The organism is Kineothrix sp. MB12-C1, assembly GCF_030863805.1.
In the GTDB taxonomy this organism is placed as follows: domain Bacteria; phylum Bacillota; class Clostridia; order Lachnospirales; family Lachnospiraceae; genus Kineothrix.
This window is the reverse complement of sequence record NZ_CP132957.1, coordinates 2097097-2119923: the sequence shown is the minus strand read 5'-3', so window position 1 is coordinate 2119923 and position 22827 is coordinate 2097097. Positions and strand designations below refer to the sequence as shown.

Sequence of the window (22827 nt, the reverse complement as noted above, 5' to 3'; positions counted from 1 at the left end):
ACCTTTCTATATGATTATATATTTATATTACCCATTACTCTTTCATTTCCCGATACTTTCTAAATACGAAATGCAAACAGGTACCTTCATCCTCTTTACTCGTTGCCCATATATATCCGCCGTGGTCTTCAACAATTTTCTTAACTATGGAAAGACCAATTCCACTTCCCCCTTTGGAAGAATTCCTGGAAGCATCCGTACGGTAAAACCGTTCGAAAACATTGGGCAAATCCTTAGCTGCAATACCTTTTCCATTATCCTCTATCTCAACACGGATGGAATCTACTTCATCCAGTATGCGGATGTCAATAACTCCCTTTTCCTTATCCATATATTTCGCACTGTTGCCGATGATATTACTAATAACGCGTCGAAGCTGCTCCGGATCTGCTATTATTACCGTATCGGGCGATACCAGATTGAAATAATTCAGTTCGATATTCTCAGATTCCAGTTCAAGCCCTACTTCCTCCACACAGTCACCGAAATAATCGGCTACATTAATACGATGGAAATGGTAAGGTACCCTATTAGAATCTATACCGGAATAAACTGTCAATTCATTAATAAGCCGGTCCATATCGTTGGCCTTATTATAAATGGTCTTAATATACTTATCCATTTTCTCAGGTGTATCTGCCACACCATCCATAATACCTTCCACATACCCTTTGATTGCGGTAATGGGTGTCTTCAAATCATGAGAAATATTGCTGATCAATTCCCGATTCTGCTTCTCATGTTCGAATTTCTCATCGGTAGATTCTTTCAGACGAAGACGCATATCTTCATAATTTCTATACAGTTCCCCTATCTCGCCATTATTATTCGTATTGAGCATATATTCCAAGTTGCCATCAGCAATATTCTTCATTGCCAGATTCAGTGCATTCACCGGTTCAAATACTCCGCGTTGAATAAATCTGGTAAGCATCAGACTGGTAAATATCAGTATTAAAACAATAGCGATAAACATATCCACTAACAGCTGCTTCGATATAAGGGTGTGCATCCGCGTTACGATGAAGAAACTGCCCTCTGAACCATCCGAAAAGGTAAAGTCAAGCTGCTTCACAAGCTTTTCCATACTATTATAATAATAGCCTGAATCTTCACTTTCATTCTCATAACCATATGCCGGTAAAAGTTTAAATATCTTGGCAGACGCAACTTCATTGCCTGTATAATATATTTCATCGCCCTTGCGAACGATTAAATAAGACGCCCTATTCTTAATCTCGTTATTTAGATCCTGCAGATAGGTTAACTCTTCCAGCCTCGTCTCATCCTCTATAATCTGCCGCTTAACTTCCTTGAAAACCTCCTCTGAGATCTTCTCAAATGTCTCGGAAGGGCTTGACATCATGGTATAATTAATATTTACTATTCCAAATTCTTTTTGGGCATTAGCCAAATATCCTCCAATACTAACAAATGCCGCCGCTGTCAATGCCAGGGGCAAAAATACAATTGTCAAAAAGGTAACAAGCAATCTCGTCTTAAACTTCATATCCATTTCCCCTGTGTTCTATTAATTATTACGATTATAGCACAAAACAGGCGTTAATATTATAAAAAGAACGGAATAAACTTATTAAATCTTTGTAAAATGATTTATTATATTTTTTTGAATATTTTTGGATTTACTATTGACACTTTTCGTATATTTGTTATAATAAAAACAGTAATCATTACTAATTTTAAAGGAGCAATGCATGGCACTTAAATATAGTAGGCAACGGGAGGTTATTAAAGAGTTCATTAGCACAAGAACAGACCACCCGACCGCAGATATCGTATATATTAATGTTCGGCAGCAATACCCTAATATTAGCCTTGGCACCGTATATCGTAACCTCACCCTTCTTACTGAAAGAGGCGAGATACAGAAAGTTGATGTTGGAGATGGGGTAGATCATTTCGACTGTGATACCTCACCTCACAATCATTTTGTCTGTAAATGTTGTGGTAGCGTTATCGATTTAGAGATGGAAAGTATAGACAGTATCACAGATACTGCTGCTAAGAATTTTAATGGGCGTATCGATGGGCATGTCACTTATTTTCATGGGCTATGTGGCGATTGTTGTCAACAACAGCTTTCTTAATAGGCTTTTATAGAATAAACATGGCAGTTATAAAATTTTAATATATTTAAAGGAGAAATAGGATTATGAAATTTGTATGTCAAGTATGTGGTTATGTTCACGAAGGAGATGCAGCACCTGAAAAGTGCCCCATTTGTAGTGCACCTGGTTCCAAATTCACTCAGCAGAGCGCAGATAGAACATGGGCTGCTGAACACGTTGTAGGAGTTGCTCAGGGTGTTAGCGAAGATATCTTAAAAGACTTAAGAGATAACTTCACAGGCGAATGTACAGAAGTTGGTATGTACCTTGCTATGTCAAGAGTTGCACACAGAGAAGGCTATCCTGAAATCGGTTTATATTGGGAAAAGGCTGCATGGGAAGAAGCTGAACATGCTGCAAAATTTGCTGAATTGCTCGGCGAAGTTGTGACAGATTCCACAAAGAAAAACCTCGAAATGAGAGTTGATGCAGAAAACGGCGCAACTATGGGTAAATTTGATCTTGCAAAACGCGCAAAAGAACAGAACCTCGATGCTATTCACGATACAGTACATGAAATGGCAAGAGACGAAGCAAGACATGGCAAAGCATTTGAAGGACTACTTAAACGCTACTTTAGTTAATTCAACGAAGTTGAATTGGCTGCAAGCTATAACATAATAATAACGCCCTACAAGTCTGATATGATTTCACTTGCAGGGCGTTAATTATTGCATTATGATACAGCGGCAAATTCTTCTCTAAACTTTGGCGAAAAAATACAATATAATGCAAGGCAGCCGCAAAAGAACATTGTAGTGTAACGGAGCACCATACTCATTTCTGCCGAATAGGGGGAAAGAAGCTGGCTTCCCAATAAGTTTGAAAACATATGTACCAATGCTCCTGCCAAAATACTTTTTTTCGTCTTAATATATACATAGGAAACAGAAAAGTTAAAAATCGTGACAGACGGAATCCACATAATCGCATGGAACGGCGAGAACTGAAACATATCGTATTGAGCCTGCCCCGGGGTAAAATACCATGCCATATGCCAAATTCCCCAGATAAAACCTAAAATCAAAGTAGCTCCCACAAATCCGTATCTGGTAAATAACCGATCCAACGCATATCCCCTCCACCCGAATTCCTCATTCAATGGTCCGGAAATAACCGACAGAAACAACACGACACATATATAAAAAGGATTTTGTATAATTGCATGAATATAATTCATTCCCGGCATCTCATATCCCAACAAGTATACGCCTATTATAAGTGCTGCTATTGTAATTACCGAAAAAAACAGAATGGTTAAAAGAAGCCACTTTATCCCCATGTGGCGGAAACTGAAGCACCGCTTAAAATAATCCTTTTTTTGCTCTTTCGTGTAAGTGAAAAATACGAGGAATAACGCCGTAACAGAAGGCGCGCCGCCGCCGAAATAAAATAAGAAAGTTCCCAATGGCGTACCCTCTATTCCTATGATAACGGGAATAAAGCCGAAACTCCATGTCCATATAAGCGTAATCACAAAAAACAGGACTAATTTGTCTTCTCTTTTAAATATTTTCTTCATTCTTACGCCTCTGTTCTAATTGAATATTGATATAGTTAATATCTTTCTTTACAATTGCTGCATCAAGAAAATATGCAGGAACATATACAATTGCTACATATACAAAAACTATCCACCAATTTGATTTGAAAAACCATTGAACGAAATATCCGTATAAAAGTACTACAACGGAAACAGAAAAGTATTCGATGACTATATTCAGCAAGAAATTACTACATTCCATTTGTTTTAATAGCTGTTGAATGAACGTAATCAAGAAAGATAAAAAGAAAAGTTCAAATACAAGCACTATTTCCGGGGTTGTTCCTATTGACAAATATGACACAGCAAATACTGTCAAAATGATTATTGCTGCAAACAAAAGGGTGCTTTTGAGAAATTCTTTTATCACCTTACTTCCTCCTTCAAAATATCTTTAATGCATTTCAAATAGGTCCTTGCCACAATCAGTTTTTCACCATTGATTAAAGTTGCTTCAAGCTGGCTGTTCATAAGCTGTTTCACACTGTAGAGCATATCCATATTCATCAAGCAGAACTTACTAATCCGTATTATTCCTGTATCTTCTAACTGTTTTTCAAGCTCATATAACTTTTTATCCACCATATAAATTTCATCTTCAGTATATAAAAATACTTTTCTTCCTACTGTTTCAATATAATATATCTCTGAAACATTCAATGAAAAAGTTTTGCCGTCACTATTAGCGCTAATCATCAAATCCAGTGATTTGATTCTTTGTATAACTTTTTTAATCTTCATATCTAATTCAGAATATTCGATTGTTATCGTTAACGGCTTGCCATCCACTTGTTTTGTTATCAGTTCCATCGTCTGCCTCCTTATGTCTATCTTAACATAAACCATAGTAAACTAAAGATAGGATAACATGACCTACAAATACAGTGCCCTCAATTGCAACTAAAATGCTATTCTAAGATTTTTTCTTTCTTAACTGTTCAATGTTTCACCGTTACATCTGAATACTCCGAAGAATCGAACCTGCAAAAAAATATATTGAACAATTACAAAAGTCATATGGTATAATATTTAAACAGTATTATACTGCGCCGAGCAAAGCGAGTGTGCAAAAAACATACCGTGGCCGCTTGCGGCTAAGGTATAATATTTTTATGAAGGGGGAACAGATCATGTCAATCAAATTATTATTTCAATCGTCCACTAAACTTCTTACGGGTCTGATAACAGTTTGCCTGCTATTATTCTTACCGGCAGGCTCAATACATTATTGGAATGCCTGGCTCTTTCTTAGCGTTCTCTTTATCCCTATGCTTCTGGCAGGTCTCATTCTTTTATTAAAATCGCCCGATTTGCTCGCAAAGCGTTTGAATACGAGAGAAAATGAACGCGCCCAAAAGCAAGTCATCATCTTATCGTTCATCCTATTTGTAGTCGGTTTCATTATCTCCGCATTAGATTTCAGATATAATTGGAGCAAACTCCCCGATTGGGTGAGTATAGCAGCAGCGATTATCTTCTTAATTTCGTATGGACTATATGCAGAAGTTATGAGAGAAAATGTCTATTTATCCAGAACAGTCGAAGTACAAGACGGTCAAAAAGTAATCGATACCGGCCTATACAGAATCGTAAGGCATCCCATGTACTTTACAACCGTATTTCTCTTCCTATCGATACCCCTTATTTTAGGTTCTACATATGCCTTCATTATCTTTTTCATTTACCCATTTCTTCTGACTAAAAGGATAAGAAACGAAGAAACTGTATTAAAAGAAGGATTGACCGGATACACAGAATACACGAAAAAGGTCAGATATCGGCTTATTCCATTTATCTGGTAACAGAATATTAAATATTTCACATATAAGAGGTAATAGTATAAAACTACATTTCTGTATGCTATGGGAAAGGCAGGATCATCAATATGCTCCTATTAGAAACAAAACGTCTAATCCTTCGGGATTATGAAATAACGGATAAAGAAGCCTACTATCGGTTGAAGAGTGACCCTGAGACCATGTATTATCTGCAGGACATTAAACTTCAATCTACGGAAGACGCAGAGAAAGATTTCGCAGATACTCTAATGGATTTAAAAAGCGAAAACAGAAAGTTTTATTTTTTACACATAGAATTAAAATCTTCCCATGAACAAATAGGAAGTATCGGCTATACGGTAACGGACAATACTCCTCTGGGAAAATTAGTTCATGTAGGCTATTTCACATATCCGCGGTATTGGAATAATGGCTATGTGACAGAAGCTCTTAAAAAGATATTAAACTTTGCCTTCCTCGAAAATGATGTATATCGGATTACTACAGGATGCCTTTTGGAGAATACCGGTTCAGAAAAGGTAATGAAAAAGTGCGGTTTTATCAAAGAAGCGGAGCATATAGACTGGGAATGGCATGACGGAAAAATGAAGACCAGAGTAGAATATCGGTTGCTTCGGGAGGAATGGAATAGAATCCACCGGTAGAAGAGGGAACTGATTACATTAACTACATCGGCTTAAGATTCTTATTCAGCCTTTCAACCATCCACGATATGCGGTTAGCACGGCCGGCATCGGTTTTTGCATCATAGTATGCCCGTGTATAAGTCTTTTGTACAGATGGGGACATTGCCTGAAAATTGGTATAAGCCGGTTCGTATTCTTTCAATACATCGGACAAAACCGCTATCTGTTCATCCGTAATGGATGGAGCTTTGGGCTTGTCCCATTGGCCATTGTTCTTGGCTTCCTCGATTTTCGCTCTACCATAATCAGTCATCATACCCTGTGTCTCAAGTATCTGGACAATGGCCTTATTCTTCTCTGACCACTTGCTGTTTTTGCAGCGCTCCGAGAAATATTTGATATATGCCTTATCGTCAAGGCTCTGCATTTGTCCGTCAATCCAACCAAAGCATAGAGCTTCTTCAAGAGCCTCGCTTGCCTTTATTGTTTTCGGACCGCCCGATTTTCCGAACAACAACCACACACCATCGCCGGACATACCATTCGTTTTTAACCAATTCCTGAATTCACCACGCGAAGTAAATTGTAAATGCTCAGACAAAATACCACCTCCTATTATTTTTTGATCATATCTATAAATTCGCTACGTTAAGTTCATATCTCTTTCCCTATTCATCCAGAGAAATCTTTCTGTACCACAGCAGGGCTCCCATATAAGCTTCATACACAGGTCCTACATCAATTTTCTGCAAGATCATCTGTCTGGAAACTTCCTGCCAGTCTGCACTTTCATACCGCAGCATAAAATCCAAAACCAGAGCCATATTGCCCTGCCTGTCAATCAGGGCGTCGCTGATGTTCTTGGATACCTTAATCACCTTCAGAGCCTCACTCATGGATTTTTCCATAATAACATCCAAAACAGAAAACAGTCCCACCAAAAAGAGTTCCTGCGCCTGGACTTCCTGCCCAAATACGGGTGCAAGGTTTTCAGCAAACTTGGCTCGAATCAGGGATAAACGGGTCATCTCACTGGGGCGTTCCGAATACATCTCGTGTACGACCGCCGTATTGATCCATTTTTTCAGTTCCTTCTGACCCAGCATAGCTGTCGCATGGCGAAGGGATGTGATTTGAGAATTGATGGTCATACGGTTCACCATTTTTAATAAAGAAATGGCCAATGCCGGATCCCGGCCTATAATGTCAGCCGCTTCCGCCAATTCAAAATTATTGTTGTTCACCGTATTTAAAAGCTCAATATAGTTTACTTTTAAAGGAGCTACCTTATTTTGTCCCTTAGTAACAGGCACACGGAAAAACTCCCCTTCAAACAGGTCGTATCCCGTAAGGGCCTTCACCTCTTCAAAGACTTCCTGGCTCTCTATATTCCCCGCACACAATTTCAATGCCGGATACACCTTATTAAAATATAATTTGGCTTTGTCCAGAGGAATCTTTTTATAGTTTATAAAGATATAATCCATTAACTTCAAAATGTCCCGATAGTCTTCAAAATTGTGGACAGCCAGCTTACGGATGGCCAATTTATATCCGTTATCTTTCAATTCTTTCAGTCTTCCAGTATACATTTCTACAGGAGGAAAGGTATCATCTATCAGCAATACAATTCTACCGTGAGGCGCATCGCATTGGGCATCTATATCGGAAAATACGGAAATATTATTCAGAGTTACAAAAACCTCTTTGTCCGAAGGAAGTGTCTCTATTCCCATATTCCGGATGACTTCCAGCCCTTCCACTTTGGCGGCACCATCGTTTTGCCCGGTTCCGAGCATACTGGGATTCAATAAAAAATTATTCTTTTGGGAGAATAGGGAGTACGCCCGTACTGACATATTCTCATCGAACAGCGGTATCAATGTTACAAGCATATGTTTTCCTCGTCAAGCGGTCAAGTCGCAGTTACTGTTCACACCGTGGCCAGCAACAAGTCGCATCTTTTGCATAGTAATATCGGATTATATTACTGTAATTATACTATAGGCCGAACTATATTACCAGTTTTTTCAGCTGTCGCTTTCGTTAGTATTTCTAATCAATTCCCGTCAAATTTCTCAACCATTTCCTTCGTAAGACTCTGGGCCCACAGGCAATAGCTTACCGGTTCGTGATTTAGTCCATATATGCACCCTTCATAGGGCTTGTTGCATGTTGGGCATAAAGCTTTAATAATCCTCTTGTATACTTACTTTTGAATTCTTTTAAATATTTTCTTCTCTCATCCAATATAACTTCCATTTCCTCCGGGGACTTTTCTATCCCCTTTACTCCGACAATATTAAGTTTACGGCTTTCTACATCCAACTCAATAAGATCGCCTTCTTCCACTAGTGCAATAGGTCCGCCTGATGCTGCTTCAGGAGATACATGACCGATAATAGGACCTCTGGACGCACCTGAAAACCTTCCGTCTGTAATGAGCGCAACGCTTGCCGCCAACTCCGGGTTCGAACAGATCGCTTCGCCCGTATAGAACATCTCCGGCATCCCGCTTCCTCTTGGTCCTTCATAACGAATGAATACCGCATCGCCTGGCTTAATCTCTCCTTTAAAGATAGCATCGATGGCTTCTTCTTCACTGTCAAAGGGTCTGGCATTTAATTTTGCCTGAAACATATTTCTAGGGCAGGCTGTATGTTTAATAACAGCTCCTTCCGGCGCCAAATTACCTTTTAAAATAGCGATACTTCCATCCATTCCAATCGCCTGATTAAAATCACGTATAATTTCCGTACGCTCAATTTTTCTTCCCAGAGGTTTCCCCTTTTCTTCCAATAATTTATCACAATGCTCATAAAAACCATTCTTCTTTAAGTCTTCCAGATTCTCACCAAGTGTTTTACCCGTAACGGTCATAACATCCAAATGAAGCATATCCTTAATTTCTTCCATGATGCGGGGAACTCCTCCTGCATAATAGAAGTATTGTGCCGGCCAATCACCCGAAGGTCTTACATTCAAAAGATAGTGTGCGCCCCTATGCAAACGGTCAAATGTATCCGCATCTATTTCAAAGCCAAACTCATGAGCAATCGCTGAAATATGCATAACTGCATTCGTGGAACCTGAAATTGCCGCATGTACCATAATCGCATTTTCAAAGCTCTTCATTGTAACAATATCTCCGGCTGTGATATTTTGCTCCACAAGCTTCATAATCTGCACACCTGCATTATAAGCCGCCTGCTTTAATTCCGGAGCGAGAGCAGGCATAACCGCCGTACCGGGAAGCATCAATCCCAAGGCTTCTGCCATTACCTGCATCGTAGCAGCCGTTCCCATGAAGGAACATGCCCCACAGCTAGGACAGGCATTATGCTTGTAGAAGGTAAGCTGCTCATCCGGAATCTCACCCCGTTCATGCATTGCCGAGAACTTTCCTATTTGTTCCAACGTCAGCAATTCATTTCTGGCACAGCTTGGATCATTTACAATATATTCTTCTTGCATAATAGCTGCTTCCATAACTCCGCCGCTCACTACAATAGCGCTCATATCTTTTAATCGGCCGATACTCATAAGCATAGCCGGCACCCCTTTATCACAGCTTGCAATAAAGACACCGCCATCAAAGGTAACGGAATTGACCTGTGCTTCCACTAAGTTAGCAATAGCCTCTCTATGAGCCAGGGAATAGTTTATTCCATCGTGTCCCTGTGCCATTCCGTCACACATATCTGTGGCGAAATATCTGGCCGGCTTACCGCCATTTGTATTCACAGCCTTCACCGTTTCTTCTATAAAAGTATCCAGATGGGTGGATCCGGGATGGCTGTTTCCATAAGTACTTTCCACTATGATCTGCGGTTTTTCAAGTTCTTCAACCGTCCATCCCATTCCCATTTTCAACGGGTCCATTTCCGGTGCTATTTTTCTGACTTCTTGACTTTTTAACATATGGATGACCTCTTTCTTTATCTGTCTGAATTCCTACTATCTTTGATCTCTTTAATTTTATCCCGGTTGTAGATAATGTGCATTAACATAGCAGTTTTTGCACCAATGTAATCACGTTTTTGTATCGCGTCTGTAATTGCTCTATGAGTTTCTATTGTCTCTCTTTTTAAGGCTTTATGAGTTATGTTTACAAATAGCAAAACCGCCGTATCAATAATAGGTATCAATTGCCCCATAACCACATTTTTGGAGCACTTAGCGATAAATGCATGAAATTCTATATCTTCTTTTATATACGGCTCATCATTTATGATTTTATCTTCTACCATACTGCATAATTCTCTTAACCTCTTAATATCTTCCTCCGTAGCGTTCAAGGCTGCAAGCGCTGCTATCTCCGGCTCCAGAATTAATCTGACATTGACAATATCCATTGCTAGAGAGATTTTATCCTCTATTTCACGTAAATGAAGCGGATCATTATCAAGTGGCATGGAACTCGTCACATAGGTTCCCGAACCGTGGCGAACTTCCAATACTCCCCTGGCGACCAATAGTTTTACCGCTTCTCTTAAGGTGCTTCTTCCAACACCGAACTTTTCTGCTAAAATGAATTCATTGGGAAGCTTCTTACCCGATTCAATCTGCTCTTTTGTAATATAATCGAGAATCTGTTCCTCTATCTGCTCTGTTAGCAGCTTTTCTTTATAGCTTGAGAACTCTTGCATATTCAGGCTCCTATTATTATGGCATTCATCATATGACTTCTATTTAATTATATTAATCCTTATATTTTTTAGCAAGTTGTTACAGTGCTTTCTACTATTTTAACATGAATCCTTTCTATTTTCTGTTTGTATTTCACAATTTCTATTGAATTTAAATACCAGAAACGCTCTCATTATGCTATATTTCATCAATAACACGAAACTCATCAGATGTCTTTGCAAATATCTTAAAATATTATGAAAGTTTGGAGTACAAAATATATTGTTTTCAGTTTGTACTTGCCTTATGATATAATAAATATAAAATAAAAAATATCGAACCTTAAGCTTATTGCTTATATTCAAATTGTATTTATTTAGAAAAGGAGATTCTATGGAAAAAATAGCAAGCTTTACCATCGACCATATAAAATTACAACCCGGCGTATATGTATCTCGCAAAGATGCGGTAGGAGAATATACGATTACCTCCTTTGATTTGCGGATGACCTCCCCTAACGAGGAACCGGTTATGAATACCGCAGAAATGCATGCCATCGAGCATCTGGCAGCTACCTTCCTGCGCAATCATGCGGATTATAAGGAGAAGACCATCTATTTCGGCCCTATGGGATGCCGTACCGGCTTCTATCTTCTCTTGAACGGCGACTATTCTTCCAAGGATATTGTTCCCTTAATGGTGGAAATGTATGAGTTCATCCGTGACTTCGAGGGTGAAATTCCCGGTGCCAGCGCAAAAGACTGCGGTAATTATCTGGACATGAACTTAAACATGGCAAAATACCTTGCCAAAAAATATCTCGATACTGTTCTTTACGTTATCGATGACAGCCGCCTCGTTTATCCGCAGTAAGCTTTTGAAACGACGTTCTTACCAATTTAAGAAAGGACATTTTGTGCCAAATGAACAAAATCGGAATTATAGGTGCCATGGAACTCGAAGTGGAGACCTTAAAAGAAAAGATGAAGATAAATAATATCGTTAAGAAAGCTTCTATGGACTTCCATGAAGGAAGCTTGAACGATGTTGAAGTAGTAATCGTACGAAGCGGTATCGGCAAAGTAAATGCCGGTATATGCGTACAAATCTTAGCAGATTTATTCCATGTCACCCATATTATCAATACCGGCGTTGCCGGCTCTCTCAATCCCAGCATCGATATTGGCGATATCGTCATTTCCACTGATGCTATGTATCATGATGTGGATGCTACCGTATTCGGCTACCAGCCGGGAGAGATTCCTCAGCTCGGGCAGCGTGAATTCATTGCGGAGCCGTCTCTCATCGCATTGGCCAAGGTTGCCTGCGAGGATGTTAATCCGGATATCCATGCTTTTTCCGGACGGGTTGTCAGCGGTGATCAATTCATTAGTGACAAGGCAGTAAAAGAACGTCTTGTGAATGTCTTCGAAGGCTTCTGCGCTGAAATGGAAGGGGCTGCTATCGCCCAGGCCTCCACCTTAAATCACATTCCTTTTGTTATTATACGTGCCATTTCCGACAAGGCCGATGAGAGCGCAGAGATGGACTATCCCTCTTTTGAACGAAAAGCTGCTGCCGACTGTGCGAAGCTCGTGGCACATATGATACAGAAGATTTAAGATCTGATTCGCTATTTATGAAGGAAGCTCAATATACCGAATATTCGGTATATTGAGCTATAATCGGAACAAGTGACAAATCGATAGGTTAGTACCGGAGTCAGTGAATATGATAGAGGTAACATTTTATAATCAAATAGATGATGATCTGCTGAAATTTGCTGTGATTATTTCCAAGAGCAATGGAAAATGGGTGTTTTGCAAGCATAAAGACAGAGATACATATGAAGTACCCGGCGGGCATAGAGAAACCGGAGAAGATATTCTTGAAACTGCAAGGAGAGAACTTCAAGAAGAAACCGGAGCTATCGAGTTTACTATAGAACCTGTATGCGTCTATTCGGTTAAAGGCAAAATAAGAGTAGATGAATTCCTAGATAAGGAAAGTTTCGGGATGCTATTTGTTGCAGATATACAATCATTCGAACAAGAACTGCATAGTGAAATTGAAGAAATAATCATCACCGATAACCTTATCGATAATTGGACATACCCTCTGATACAGCCTAAATTGATTGGAGAGGCAAGAAAAAGAGGATATCTGTAAAGTTTATATTACGAGGTTTCTATCTTCTCCCTTTAAGAAGGCCTCAATATTTTTATACGTTTCTTCTACCACACGGTTTCTCGCCTCAGTACTCGCCCATGCAAGATGCGGGGTTATAATCAGTTTATTGCTATCCATTATCTTACTAAGGGGGTTCTCATCTCTCATCGGCTCCGTACTTGTCACATCCAGCCCGGCACCGGCAATCATATCTTCTGTCAATGCGGTATACAAATCAGCATCATTTACTACAGGGCCTCTCGCCACGTTTATAAGGATAGAAGTCTTCTTCATCTTCCTCAGCGCATCCAGATTGATGAGATTTCTCGTTCTATCACTTAATGGGCAGTGCAGCGACAGGAAATCTGACTTGCCGAGTAAAGTATCAAAATCCACCTGCTTATAATCCGTACAAGCGCTTTTACCCGATGCGGAATAGAAAATAACTTTACAACCGAAGGCTTCTGCTATCCGCGCAACCTTTCTTCCGATATTCCCCATTCCTACAATTCCCCAAGTCTTTCCATCGAGCTCGGTAAAGGGAATGGAGAAGTTGGAAAACCCACTTTGTGCTGCATACTCTCCTGATTTCACATATTTATCATAATGGTGCAATTTCTCCAATACATAAAGACAAAGGGCAAAGGTATGCTGTGCCACTGCTGCTGTTGAATAATTAACCACATTAGCTACTTTAATTCCCCTTTTTTTACAGTAATCCAAATCGATATTATCATACCCGGTTGCAAATTCACAAATCAACTTCACATTCTGCGCATTCCTCAGCGTCTCTTCTTTTAAGGGAGATTTATTTGCAATAATAATATCTGCATCTTTTACCCGTCCCTCCACCTCATCCCGCGATGTATTAGGATATATCGTCACTTCTCCTAACTCTTTCAAATGTTCTACTGATATATCCAACCCTACTGTATTTCTCTCTAAAATTACAATTTTCATATATCCTATACTCCTTTCCACATCCAATCAGGTTAGGCAATTTCTTGCATTGTCCCTATTATAGCACTGCCGGAAAGATTATGATATATTTTCTTTTTCTGTGATACAGTCACCACCGCCTTTGAACTTTCCTGCGGCAAAGAAGGCGTAAAGGCTTTTCAGGAAGCTAACGGTATTAATTTTAACCGACTAGATAGTATCTATCCTCTGTCGGAAAATAGTGCATAAAAGTGCGCCTTGATCTGGTTCTCAAAAATCCACTTCAAAGCGCACTTCTTTTATTATAATTCGATTTCAGCCTGATTTCCTGATATCTTTATACTTGCTTCGGGATGACCTGCTACTTCTACCGTAAAGTTCTTTCCTCCCTCTGTCTGCAGAGATATTTTACCATCTTTTGCTGAAACGGAAACCGTCATCGCTTCTCTACCGTCTATATCCGGTATCATAGCCTGAACCTGAACACCATCCTGAATCTGGAACAGCTTCAACGTCGTTCCATCGGCATAATCGTAATCCGGTTTATCCTCGTTATTTCCCACTGCCAGAATAGTGTTTTCTCTTACCATTAACGGTAAATGGAAATAATCGAATACTTCACGATACCATTTGCCGCCTTCTTTTACCTCTCCGGTAAGATAATTCGTCCATTTTCCTTCCGGAAGGTAATAAGCAACTTCTCCACTTTCCTTGAAAATAGGAGCTACCAGCAAGGAATCTCCCAGCATATACTGTTTATCCAAAGTTTCACATGTGAGATCCTCAGGGAACTCCAGGAACATCGGACGCATCATAGGAATTCCTTCTTTATGTGCTTTCACTGCCTGCGCATAGAGATAAGGCATAAGAGAACATTTTAACTTCACAAACTTTCTTAAGATGTCGCATGCTTCGTCATCGAATAACCACGGTACTCGATAAGAAGTGGAACCGTGAAGTCTACTGTGAGAGCTCAACAGACCGAATGCACACCAACGTTTATATACATCCGCTGATGCCGTTTGCTCGAAGCCGCCTATATCATGACTCCAGAAACCATATCCGCCAAGAGACAGGGATAAACCGCCTCTTAAGTCCTCTGCCATAGAAGGATAGGTTGCCGTACAATCACCGCCCCAATGAACGGGGAATTTTTGTCCGCCTGCTGCTGTCGATCTGGCGAATACAAGAGCCTTATCCCTTCCAAGCTTTCTTTCCAACAATTCAAATACGACCTTATTGTAAAGATAAGCATAATAGTTATGCATTTTCACTGTATCGGAACCATCATAGTATTTCACTCCGGTAACAGGAATTCTTTCTCCGAAGTCTGTCTTGAAACTATCCACTCCCATGTCGATCAGCCTTTCCAGCTTCTCTTCATACCATTTGCAGGCTGCAGGGTTCGTGAAGTCAACAAGTGCCATTCCTGCCTGCCATCTATCACACTGCCATACCGAACCATCCAAGTTCTTCACGAAATATCCGTGTTCCATGCCTTCATCAAAGAGTGCTGATTTCTGGCCGATATAGCTGTTAATCCATACGCATATATGCAGCCCTCTATCTTTATAGCGTTTCAACATTCCTTCCGGATCCGGGAACGTATCTTTATCCCATTCGAAGTTGCACCACTCGTAGCCCTTCATCCAGAAGCAATCGAAGTGGAAGGTATGCAACGGAATATCTCTGTCAGCCATTCCCTGGATAAAACTTGTTGTCGTTTCCTCATCATAGCTTGTAGTAAAAGATGTAGTCAGCCAAAGACCGAAAGACCATGAAGGCGGAAGTGCAGGTTTACCTGTCAGTTCTGTATATAACTGTACAGTTCCTTTCGGTGTACGTCCATTTAAAATATAATATTCTATCTGTTCTGTACATACGCTGAACTGTACACGCTCTACCTTTTCGCTTCCTACTTCAAAGTGAACATCTCCTGCATGTCCTACAAACACTCCGTAACCTTTGTTCGTAATATAAAAAGGAATATTTTTGTACGTCTGCTCCGAAGCTGTTCCTCCATCTTCATTCCAGATTTCCACTATCTGTCCGTTTTTAACAAAAGGAGTATAACGCTCACCCATACCGTAAACATATTCGCCTACGTCTAGCAGGAGCTGTTCTACCATATAGTTTTTCTTCGTTTCTTTGTTTTTCATATAAGCGAGATTGCGATAGCTGCTTTCAGTCAGAAGTCTATCTCCTTCTTTGAATTCAATCTTCCACGCATTCATCCCTTTATAAATAATTGCACTCGTCTTACCGGATGTATAGATAATTTTGTCCTCATCTTCTGTAATAGAGATGAAATCGCCGCCCTGCTGTGTCACTTCGTAATGAGGTCCCAGATTCAAAGCCCCTTTGAAATGTACTGCCGAAACTTTTATCACATCCTCCATTGGGCTGGATAAGGTTACCGTAAGCATAGGTTGGTTCAGCGTATCGCCACGGTCTCCCATATGCTTAGTCGCTGCATATACGGTCAACTCATTATTTTTTATCTCAGAATCATAATATTCAACGGCATAAACGGGATCAATTTCTTCTCTGATACGCCAATATCCATTTGTAAATTTCATAGTTTCGCTCCTTCACAATCATTTTTATTTCGGTTACTATTCTTTTTATAAATTAATAATAATCTTTCCTTGACTGCGCATCGCACTGTCTCCCAGCACCTTTTCCAGCTCTCCCAGGGGAAGTCTGTTTGAGATCATAGACTTCACATCGATGTTACCCGATTCGATAAGTGCTACCGCCCGCTGTTGTGTATACGGGTTGATAAAGGAAGCCTTTAAGGTAATCTCTTTTCTAAAAAGATCGAAAGGCTTTACGGGAAGCTCTTCCTGCGGCCTTGTTAATCCAAATAGCATTACCACTGATTTCTTACCTGCAATTTCCATAGCTTGTTTCATACTATCGATTCTTCCCACACATTCAATAACAGTGTTAACACGTCCGATATTATTTGCGGCAAGAACTTCCTTAATATCTTCATTAATCGGATCGATAACCAGATCGGCGCCCAATTGCAGCGCCTGATTCCGCTTTACCTCCACCGGTTCTATTGCAATGATTTTCGCTGCTCCGCTAATACGTGCGAGCTGCATCATAAGAAGGCCAATCATTCCCATGCCGAATACCGCTACCGTATCTCCCGGATGAATCTCGCATAGATCGATTCCGTGCAGGCAGCAAGCCACCGGCTCTGCCATCGCTGCTTCCTCGAAGGTAAGATTGTCCGAGATGACATAGGCCTGTTCCTGTGGGATTACACAATATTCCGCGAATCCGCCGTTCACTGTCGTTCCGATACCCACCATGTTTTCACAAAAATGTCCGATGCCGCTCAGGCAATATTCACATTTTCCGCACAACTTATTCGGATCCACACAGACACGATCCCCTGCTTTTAACCGTGTAACGCCTTTACCGACTTCTACAATTTCCCCGGAGAATTCATGTCCGAGAACAGTACCTGCAGGGCTTTTGGCTGCTCCCTCATCTCCTTCATAGATATGGACATCGGTTCCGCACACACCACAAGCATGTACCTTAAGCAGAACTTCCCCACATCCAGGCTTGGGTATTTCGATTTCTTCTATCCGCAGATCCTTTTCTCCGTAAAATACTGCCGCTTTCATCATAGTAATAACCGTACCCTTTCTTATCTTAGTAGCTGTTCAATAACTTTATAGTCACCTTATTTACTTCTTACAAATACCGGAAGCTGTGCAAGCGGAGCATCCACCTCAATAACACTTCCTCCCCGGAATACCTCTCCGGTCCAATAATTCTTCCAATTGTCTTCTGCCGGCAAGTAAACTTCTCGTTTTCTCATGCCTGCATAAAGGATTGGTGCAACGAGGTAATCAGGACCGAACATATACTCATCCTCGACTTCCCATGCTTTTTTATCCTGAGGGAAGTCATAGAACAGAGGACGCATAACGGGCGTTCCCTTTTCATGGGCTTCTTTCATACGCTCTGTAATATAAGGCTTCATATCTTCTCTTATCTGTAAATAGGTCTTGCAGATTTCATAAGCTTCTTCACCGAAGGACCATACTTCATTATCCGCTCCGGACACACAAGCCGCTCCACCTTCTTTTCCCATGGGCTCTTTCAAAGGTTCTCTATATCCATGCAGACGCATAACCGGGCAGAAGGTCCCATATTCGAACCATCGAACTAACAATTCCTGGAAGTCAGGGTCTGTCGGATCCCCACCATGGAAACCGCCAATATCTGTGGTCCACCAAGGAATTCCTGCAATTCCCATATTCAATCCTGCTGCCAACTGATTGCGCAAACTTGAGAAACTGGAGTGAATATCTCCAGACCATACGAGAGCACCATATTTCTGAGAACCTGCCCATGCACAACGCAGTAAGTTGATAATATTCTCCTGTCCTTCTGCCTTCATACCATCAAAGAAGGTTTTCGCATACAAAGCAGGATAGATATTACCGATCTGCACATTAGGCCCCATATGATAACGGTAGTTATCGAAATCATAAACCGTATATTCCGGCTCTGCTTCGTCCAGCCAGAAGACCTTTACGCCTTTATCGTAATAATTCTTCTTCGCCTTCTGCCATACATATTCTCTGGCTTCCGGATTCGTAGCATCGTAGTGAACCGTATTGCCTTGGAAATCCATCACCATACGGAATCCTCTATCGGTGCGGATTAAATATCCCTTTTCTCTCATCTCATCGAAGTTCTCGCTGCGATAGTCTACGGTGGGCCATATGGATACCATAAGCTCGATACCCATCTCTTTCAGCTCTGCTATCATTGCATCAGGATCGGGCCAATATTCCGGATCAAATCTCCAATCACCTTGCAGCGGCCAATGGAAATAATCAATAACAATAACAGAAATGGGAAGTCCTCTTCTCTTATATTCTCTCGCTACTTCCAGCAATTCTTCCTGCGTCTGGTAACGAAGCTTACACTGCCAGAATCCCATAGCATAATCAGGCATCATCGGTACTGTTCCCGTTACCTTAGCATATGCTTCTTCTATTTTCGCAGGTGTATCTTCCGCTGTAATCCAATAATCAAGCCCTTTTGTGGAATACGCCTCCCAAGTAGTAATGTTCTTACCAAAAATCGTTCTTCCTACTGCCGGATTATTCCAGAGGAATCCATATCCAAGGGAGGAAATTGCAAATGGTACACTAGCCTGAGAGTTTCTCTGTGCCAGTTCCAAGTCCGCGCCCTTTAGATTCAAATAAGGCTGCTGATACTGCCCCATACCATAGATTTTCTCTTCAGGATTCGACACGAATCTCATGGATAAATGATAGTCTCCACCCGGAATCGGTTTAAACTCTCTCGCCTCTACCTCCAAAGCACTGCAATAATCAGCAAATACATCCAAGCGGTTTCTTAAATATTCATCCAGAAGAACTTCGTCCTTCTGATTATAAAAAGTCAGCTTTCCGTAACGGGAAACTGTCGCTTTAATCTTACCGTTTTTAATCGATGCGCATCCTTCTTCTATCGTTATTTCAGCTTCGGTCTTCTCCACTTCCATCTCAAGCGCCCAGCATTCCTGAGGCATCTGTGCCATCTTAGAAGCACGAACCCGGAAGCTATTAGCTCCCCAGGGCTCAATCCAAAGTTCCTCCGCATCATAATGAAACTTCAAGCAATTTCCTTCCTGTCTAAATACGCTCATCTTTCTTAATTTCCTTTCTTTCTCAACTATAATTTATGATGTTATCCTTTTACAGAACCGCTGGTCATACCTTCCACAATATGCTTCTGCATCGTTACGAAGATAATACAGCTCGGAAGAATCAGCAACACGCCGAACGCCATAATACTATTCCATTTCGTTCCATACTGATTCATAAATGTATAAATAGCCGAGGTCATCGGTCTCATCATTTCTTTTGTATTAAAGGTCATGGAATAAGCCAAGTCATTCCATGCAAACACAAAGCTAAAACAGGACGCGGTAATTACCGTAGGTTTTGAAATGGGAATGGCAATACGGAAGAACGCCGTCAATGCATTACAGCCATCTATCTTCGCCGCATCTTCTAACTCTTTTGGCATACTTAAAAATCCCGGGCGCAACATCAATACAATAAACGGTATCGATATGGTCGCTGTCGATAAAATCGGTGCCCAATACGTATTCAGAATTCCCAATTTAGAAAAAATCAGGAATAAGGGGGTCAGCACCAAAGAAGCAGGGAGCATCTGCGTAATAAGGAAAATCAATACAAACATCTTCATTCCACGCACTTTATACCTTGCCAATCCATAGGCTGCCGGAACGGACAAACATAAGGATAATAACATGGAACCGACTGCAATAATAATTGAGTTCTTCATGGTGGTAGACAGACTTCCTAACTGATCTTTATATGCATTTAAGGTGAACTTCTCAGGCCACATAGTCGGTCTGCTCGCGAAAATCTCGCTATCCAGCTTAAAGGAATTAATGACAATCCAGTAGAGCGGAAATAAGAAAATACAAGCGATGATTACGGCTACTATGCTGAGTAAGATATTTTTTTGTTTAAGAGTAAGGTGTATACTTTTCATTTTCAAAACTCCTTTCGCACGAATTTCGCTTACATCACTTCATCTTTTGAAATTGTCCTTAAATAAACCAGTGCCACTAAGAGCAGGCAGACAAATAGTACATTAGCCACAGCAGCTCCTTCACCAAAATGGAATAACTGGAAGGACAGCTTATAAGAATATGTGGACAATACTTCTGTCGCATCTACCGGTCCGCCTCCTGTCATTACATAGACAAGATCGAACACCTTAAAGGTTAGAACGAAACCGAGCACTAATACAGACATAATTGTTGGCTTGAGCAAAGGGAGTGTGATCTTAGTAAACTTCTGCATTCCATTCGCCCCATCGATATCGGCCGCTTCATAAATATCGCCGGGAATATTATTAAGTCCTGTCGTAAGCAGCAGCATGTTGAAAGGAACTCCTACCCAGGAGTTAGCGATAATCAATCCAATCATAGCCGTATTACCCTGCAAAAGCCACCCGATCGGCTGCTTAATTATATTTAAATTCATCAAAATCGTATTGATGATACCATTACTTTCTGCAAACATAAATTTAAAAACAAGTGCCGTTACCGTAACCGGAAGCATCCAGCTGATAACGATGAATCCTCTGATTGGTTTCGAGAGTGTAAACTTCTTAGCAAAAAACATCGCAAACAAAAATCCAAGTGAGAATTGGATGACCAGACATCCAATGGTATAAATAAATGTGTGAAGAAGAGCATTTCTAAATGTAACATCCATAAAAATCATCTTATAATTGCCAAAACCGATAAAATCCCTTGCCGCACTTCCCAATGTCTTCGCAGTCACATCCTGAAAGCTGATAATCCAGTTATACGCAATCGGGTATCCAATAAATATAAGCATATAAGCCACTGCCGGCACAATAAAAAAATATCCGAGTATCTCTTCCTTTTTCTCCCGTTTATTTGACTGCATACGCAACCTTCCTTTCCAAAACAATTAATATATTCAAAAAGTCCCATCACATCACAATATAATATTGTACATGCGATGGGACCTTCTTTATCTTTTATCTCGAGCCAATTGCATCAATTTTAGCCTGTGCATCTGCCATTGCAGTATCCACATCTTTTTGTCCTGTAAATACTTCCTGCTGTGCGGTATAGATCGCTGCAGAAATCTCCGGCCAATCAGGTGAAGGACCTCTGGAGTGTGCTGTAGGCATTACTTCTGCAAATACAGAGCTCAATGGATCATCTTTGAACATTTCCTGAACATCTACGTCAGCTCTGGGAGAGAAACGTCCGATAGATCTACAAATTTCCTGTGATTTTTCTTTACTTGTGATCCATGTTAAGAATTTCCAAGATGCTTCTACGTTAGCACCTGCGCAGATAGCCACGTTTTCACCACCGAGTACGGAAGCATATTCTCCGTTGTCAGCCTTCGGAACCTTCGCTACACCATATTCGAGATCAGGCGCATCATTCGCAAGTCCTGAGAACTGCCAAGGGCCGTTAATCATCATTGCTGCCTGTCCTGCTGCAAATTGCTTCTCAGCATCTGCCTGTGTCCAGTTTACGCACTCTTTGCTTATATATCCTTTTTCAATCAATCCGGATAAATATGACATAGATTCCTTAGAACCTTCTGATGTCAAATCTGTCACACTGCCGCCTGAAGATAATAACCAAGGCATGTACTGGAAAGTACCTTCTTCATTACCGATAGCTGAAATTGCAAGTCCTTTGGTCGTATCTGTTGTCAGTACTTCACAAGCTGCTTCTAATTCAGACCATGTTGTGGGAACTTCCACACCTGCCGCTTCTAACATTTCTTTATTGTAGAAAAGACCTAATGCATTATTTCCCCAAGGAAGTCCGTATAACTTGCCTTCATAGTAAGCCGAGTTAATGGATCCTTCTAAGAAACTTGCTTCTTCCCATGAATTGTAAAGATCTGTAATATCTTCGAAAACACCCATGGATGCATAAGAGTTGTGATCCGGGTTATCCACCATACCACAGTCCGGAAGTTCTCCGGATACAACACCGATTGTATACTGTTTCATAAGTTCAGCACGAGGTAAATACTGAGCAGTAACAAAAATTTCATCCTGAGAATTATTGAATTCCTCTACCGCTTCATTTACAAATTTACCCTCTTTGTCTTCCGACATATAATGCCAGAATGTAATTTCCGTTCTTCCATCTGCGGAAGCAGAAGAAGTATCTTCAGCGCTTTCGTTGCTTTCAGCAGGTTCTGCCTCTTCTGCTGTATTTTCTGTAGCCTCTGTTGTTCCTCCTGTTGATGGCTCTGAACTACTGCCGCACGCTACAAGCGTTCCGGTAACCATTGCCAATGTCAGTAATAATGCAATACTCTTTTTCATTTGTTATCCTCCTTTATTTCTTAATGTTTGTAACTTTAGTATAATTGCCGGAGAACATATATAAAATTCCAATATTTTAA

General features: G+C 40.6%; 22 protein-coding genes. 7 read left to right on the top strand and 15 right to left on the bottom strand.

The genetic code is table 11. From position 1 onward, the window contains the following. Positions 1-34: 34 nt before the first annotated feature. Positions 35-1510 (bottom strand): sensor histidine kinase, encoded by a 1476-nt coding sequence (locus tag RBB56_RS09825; RefSeq protein WP_306718695.1) that lies wholly within the window; start codon positions 1508-1510, stop codon positions 35-37. A gap of 205 nt (positions 1511-1715) precedes the next feature. On the opposite strand from RBB56_RS09825, the gene RBB56_RS09820 reads away from it, so the two are divergent. Both RBB56_RS09820 and RBB56_RS09815 read left to right on the top strand, forming a co-directional pair. Then, a complete protein-coding gene (locus tag RBB56_RS09820) occupies positions 1716-2108 on the top strand; it encodes a Fur family transcriptional regulator (RefSeq protein ID WP_306718694.1) in 393 nt (130 codons plus the stop codon). 62 nt (positions 2109-2170) lie between these two features. Further along, entirely contained in the window at positions 2171-2713 is a 543-nt protein-coding gene (locus RBB56_RS09815; protein ID WP_306722124.1) for an NADH peroxidase, read from the top strand. A gap of 92 nt (positions 2714-2805) precedes the next feature. Here RBB56_RS09815 and RBB56_RS09810 read toward each other — a convergent pair whose 3' ends face one another. Genes RBB56_RS09810 through RBB56_RS09800 form a run of 3 tightly spaced genes read right to left on the bottom strand, consistent with a single transcriptional unit; the run spans position 2806 to position 4482 of the window. Continuing rightward, on the bottom strand, positions 2806-3651 hold the full coding sequence (locus RBB56_RS09810) for a CPBP family intramembrane glutamic endopeptidase (RefSeq protein ID WP_306718693.1): 846 nt from the start codon (positions 3649-3651) through the stop codon (positions 2806-2808). Further along, positions 3635-4042 carry a hypothetical protein gene (locus tag RBB56_RS09805; protein WP_306718692.1) on the bottom strand — a complete coding sequence of 136 codons (408 nt, stop codon included), beginning with the start codon at positions 4040-4042 and terminating at the stop codon, positions 3635-3637. Before RBB56_RS09805 ends, RBB56_RS09810 begins: the two co-directional genes overlap by 17 nt. Beyond that, positions 4039-4482 (bottom strand): LytTR family DNA-binding domain-containing protein, encoded by a 444-nt coding sequence (locus tag RBB56_RS09800; RefSeq protein ID WP_306718690.1) that lies wholly within the window; start codon positions 4480-4482, stop codon positions 4039-4041. The genes RBB56_RS09805 and RBB56_RS09800 overlap by 4 nt, the downstream gene beginning before the upstream one ends. A 320-nt stretch (positions 4483-4802) precedes the next feature. Between RBB56_RS09800 and RBB56_RS09795 the strand changes: the two genes are divergently transcribed. Then, positions 4803-5474 carry a methyltransferase family protein gene (locus RBB56_RS09795; protein WP_306718689.1) on the top strand — a complete coding sequence of 224 codons (672 nt, stop codon included), beginning with the start codon at positions 4803-4805 and terminating at the stop codon, positions 5472-5474. Between the two features lie 83 nt (positions 5475-5557). Continuing rightward, positions 5558-6115, top strand: a complete 558-nt coding sequence (locus RBB56_RS09790; protein WP_306718688.1) for a GNAT family N-acetyltransferase — start codon at positions 5558-5560, stop codon at positions 6113-6115. A gap of 22 nt (positions 6116-6137) precedes the next feature. Here RBB56_RS09790 and RBB56_RS09785 read toward each other — a convergent pair whose 3' ends face one another. The 4 genes from RBB56_RS09785 to RBB56_RS09770 all read right to left on the bottom strand — a co-directional run bounded on the left by RBB56_RS09785 (position 6138) and on the right by RBB56_RS09770 (position 10746). Continuing rightward, the gene (locus RBB56_RS09785; protein ID WP_306718686.1) at positions 6138-6698 is read right to left on the bottom strand and encodes a YdeI/OmpD-associated family protein; all 561 of its coding nucleotides are present in this window, start codon (positions 6696-6698) and stop codon (positions 6138-6140) included. A 67-nt stretch (positions 6699-6765) separates the two neighbouring features. Continuing rightward, the gene (locus RBB56_RS09780; RefSeq protein ID WP_306718685.1) at positions 6766-7992 is read right to left on the bottom strand and encodes an EAL and HDOD domain-containing protein; all 1227 of its coding nucleotides are present in this window, start codon (positions 7990-7992) and stop codon (positions 6766-6768) included. A gap of 241 nt (positions 7993-8233) precedes the next feature. Continuing rightward, the gene (gene ilvD / locus RBB56_RS09775) at positions 8234-10018 is read right to left on the bottom strand and encodes a dihydroxy-acid dehydratase (RefSeq protein ID WP_306718684.1); all 1785 of its coding nucleotides are present in this window, start codon (positions 10016-10018) and stop codon (positions 8234-8236) included. A 17-nt stretch (positions 10019-10035) separates the two neighbouring features. After that, complete coding sequence (locus RBB56_RS09770; protein WP_306718683.1) at positions 10036-10746, bottom strand: FadR/GntR family transcriptional regulator; 711 nt, start codon at positions 10744-10746, stop codon at positions 10036-10038. Positions 10747-11119: 373 nt separating this feature from the next. Here RBB56_RS09770 and RBB56_RS09765 point away from each other — a divergent pair, with 373 nt between their 5' ends. The 3 genes from RBB56_RS09765 to RBB56_RS09755 all read left to right on the top strand — a co-directional run bounded on the left by RBB56_RS09765 (position 11120) and on the right by RBB56_RS09755 (position 12895). Further along, positions 11120-11599: an S-ribosylhomocysteine lyase gene (locus tag RBB56_RS09765; protein WP_306718681.1), complete on the top strand. Its 480-nt coding sequence runs from the start codon at positions 11120-11122 to the stop codon at positions 11597-11599. 50 nt (positions 11600-11649) lie between these two features. After that, positions 11650-12348, top strand: a complete 699-nt coding sequence (locus tag RBB56_RS09760; RefSeq protein WP_306718680.1) for a 5'-methylthioadenosine/adenosylhomocysteine nucleosidase — start codon at positions 11650-11652, stop codon at positions 12346-12348. Positions 12349-12457: 109 nt separating this feature from the next. Further along, entirely contained in the window at positions 12458-12895 is a 438-nt protein-coding gene (locus RBB56_RS09755) for an NUDIX hydrolase (protein WP_306718679.1), read from the top strand. A gap of 3 nt (positions 12896-12898) precedes the next feature. On the opposite strand, the gene RBB56_RS09750 is transcribed toward RBB56_RS09755, so the two are convergent. From RBB56_RS09750 to RBB56_RS09720, 7 genes are all read right to left on the bottom strand, one after another. Then, entirely contained in the window at positions 12899-13855 is a 957-nt protein-coding gene (locus RBB56_RS09750; RefSeq protein ID WP_306718677.1) for a D-2-hydroxyacid dehydrogenase, read from the bottom strand. A 281-nt stretch (positions 13856-14136) separates the two neighbouring features. Next, the gene (gene yicI / locus RBB56_RS09745) at positions 14137-16413 is read right to left on the bottom strand and encodes an alpha-xylosidase (protein ID WP_306718675.1); all 2277 of its coding nucleotides are present in this window, start codon (positions 16411-16413) and stop codon (positions 14137-14139) included. Between the two features lie 45 nt (positions 16414-16458). Continuing rightward, entirely contained in the window at positions 16459-17481 is a 1023-nt protein-coding gene (locus tag RBB56_RS09740; RefSeq protein WP_306718673.1) for a zinc-dependent alcohol dehydrogenase family protein, read from the bottom strand. Positions 17482-17537: 56 nt separating this feature from the next. Next, positions 17538-19523 carry a glycoside hydrolase family 31 protein gene (locus tag RBB56_RS09735; protein ID WP_306718672.1) on the bottom strand — a complete coding sequence of 662 codons (1986 nt, stop codon included), beginning with the start codon at positions 19521-19523 and terminating at the stop codon, positions 17538-17540. Between the two features lie 41 nt (positions 19524-19564). Continuing rightward, positions 19565-20401, bottom strand: a complete 837-nt coding sequence (locus RBB56_RS09730) for a carbohydrate ABC transporter permease (protein WP_306718671.1) — start codon at positions 20399-20401, stop codon at positions 19565-19567. 29 nt (positions 20402-20430) lie between these two features. Further along, complete coding sequence (locus RBB56_RS09725) at positions 20431-21330, bottom strand: carbohydrate ABC transporter permease (protein WP_306718669.1); 900 nt, start codon at positions 21328-21330, stop codon at positions 20431-20433. 94 nt (positions 21331-21424) lie between these two features. Then, positions 21425-22747, bottom strand: a complete 1323-nt coding sequence (locus tag RBB56_RS09720; RefSeq protein ID WP_306718668.1) for an ABC transporter substrate-binding protein — start codon at positions 22745-22747, stop codon at positions 21425-21427. Positions 22748-22827: the final 80 nt, after the last annotated feature.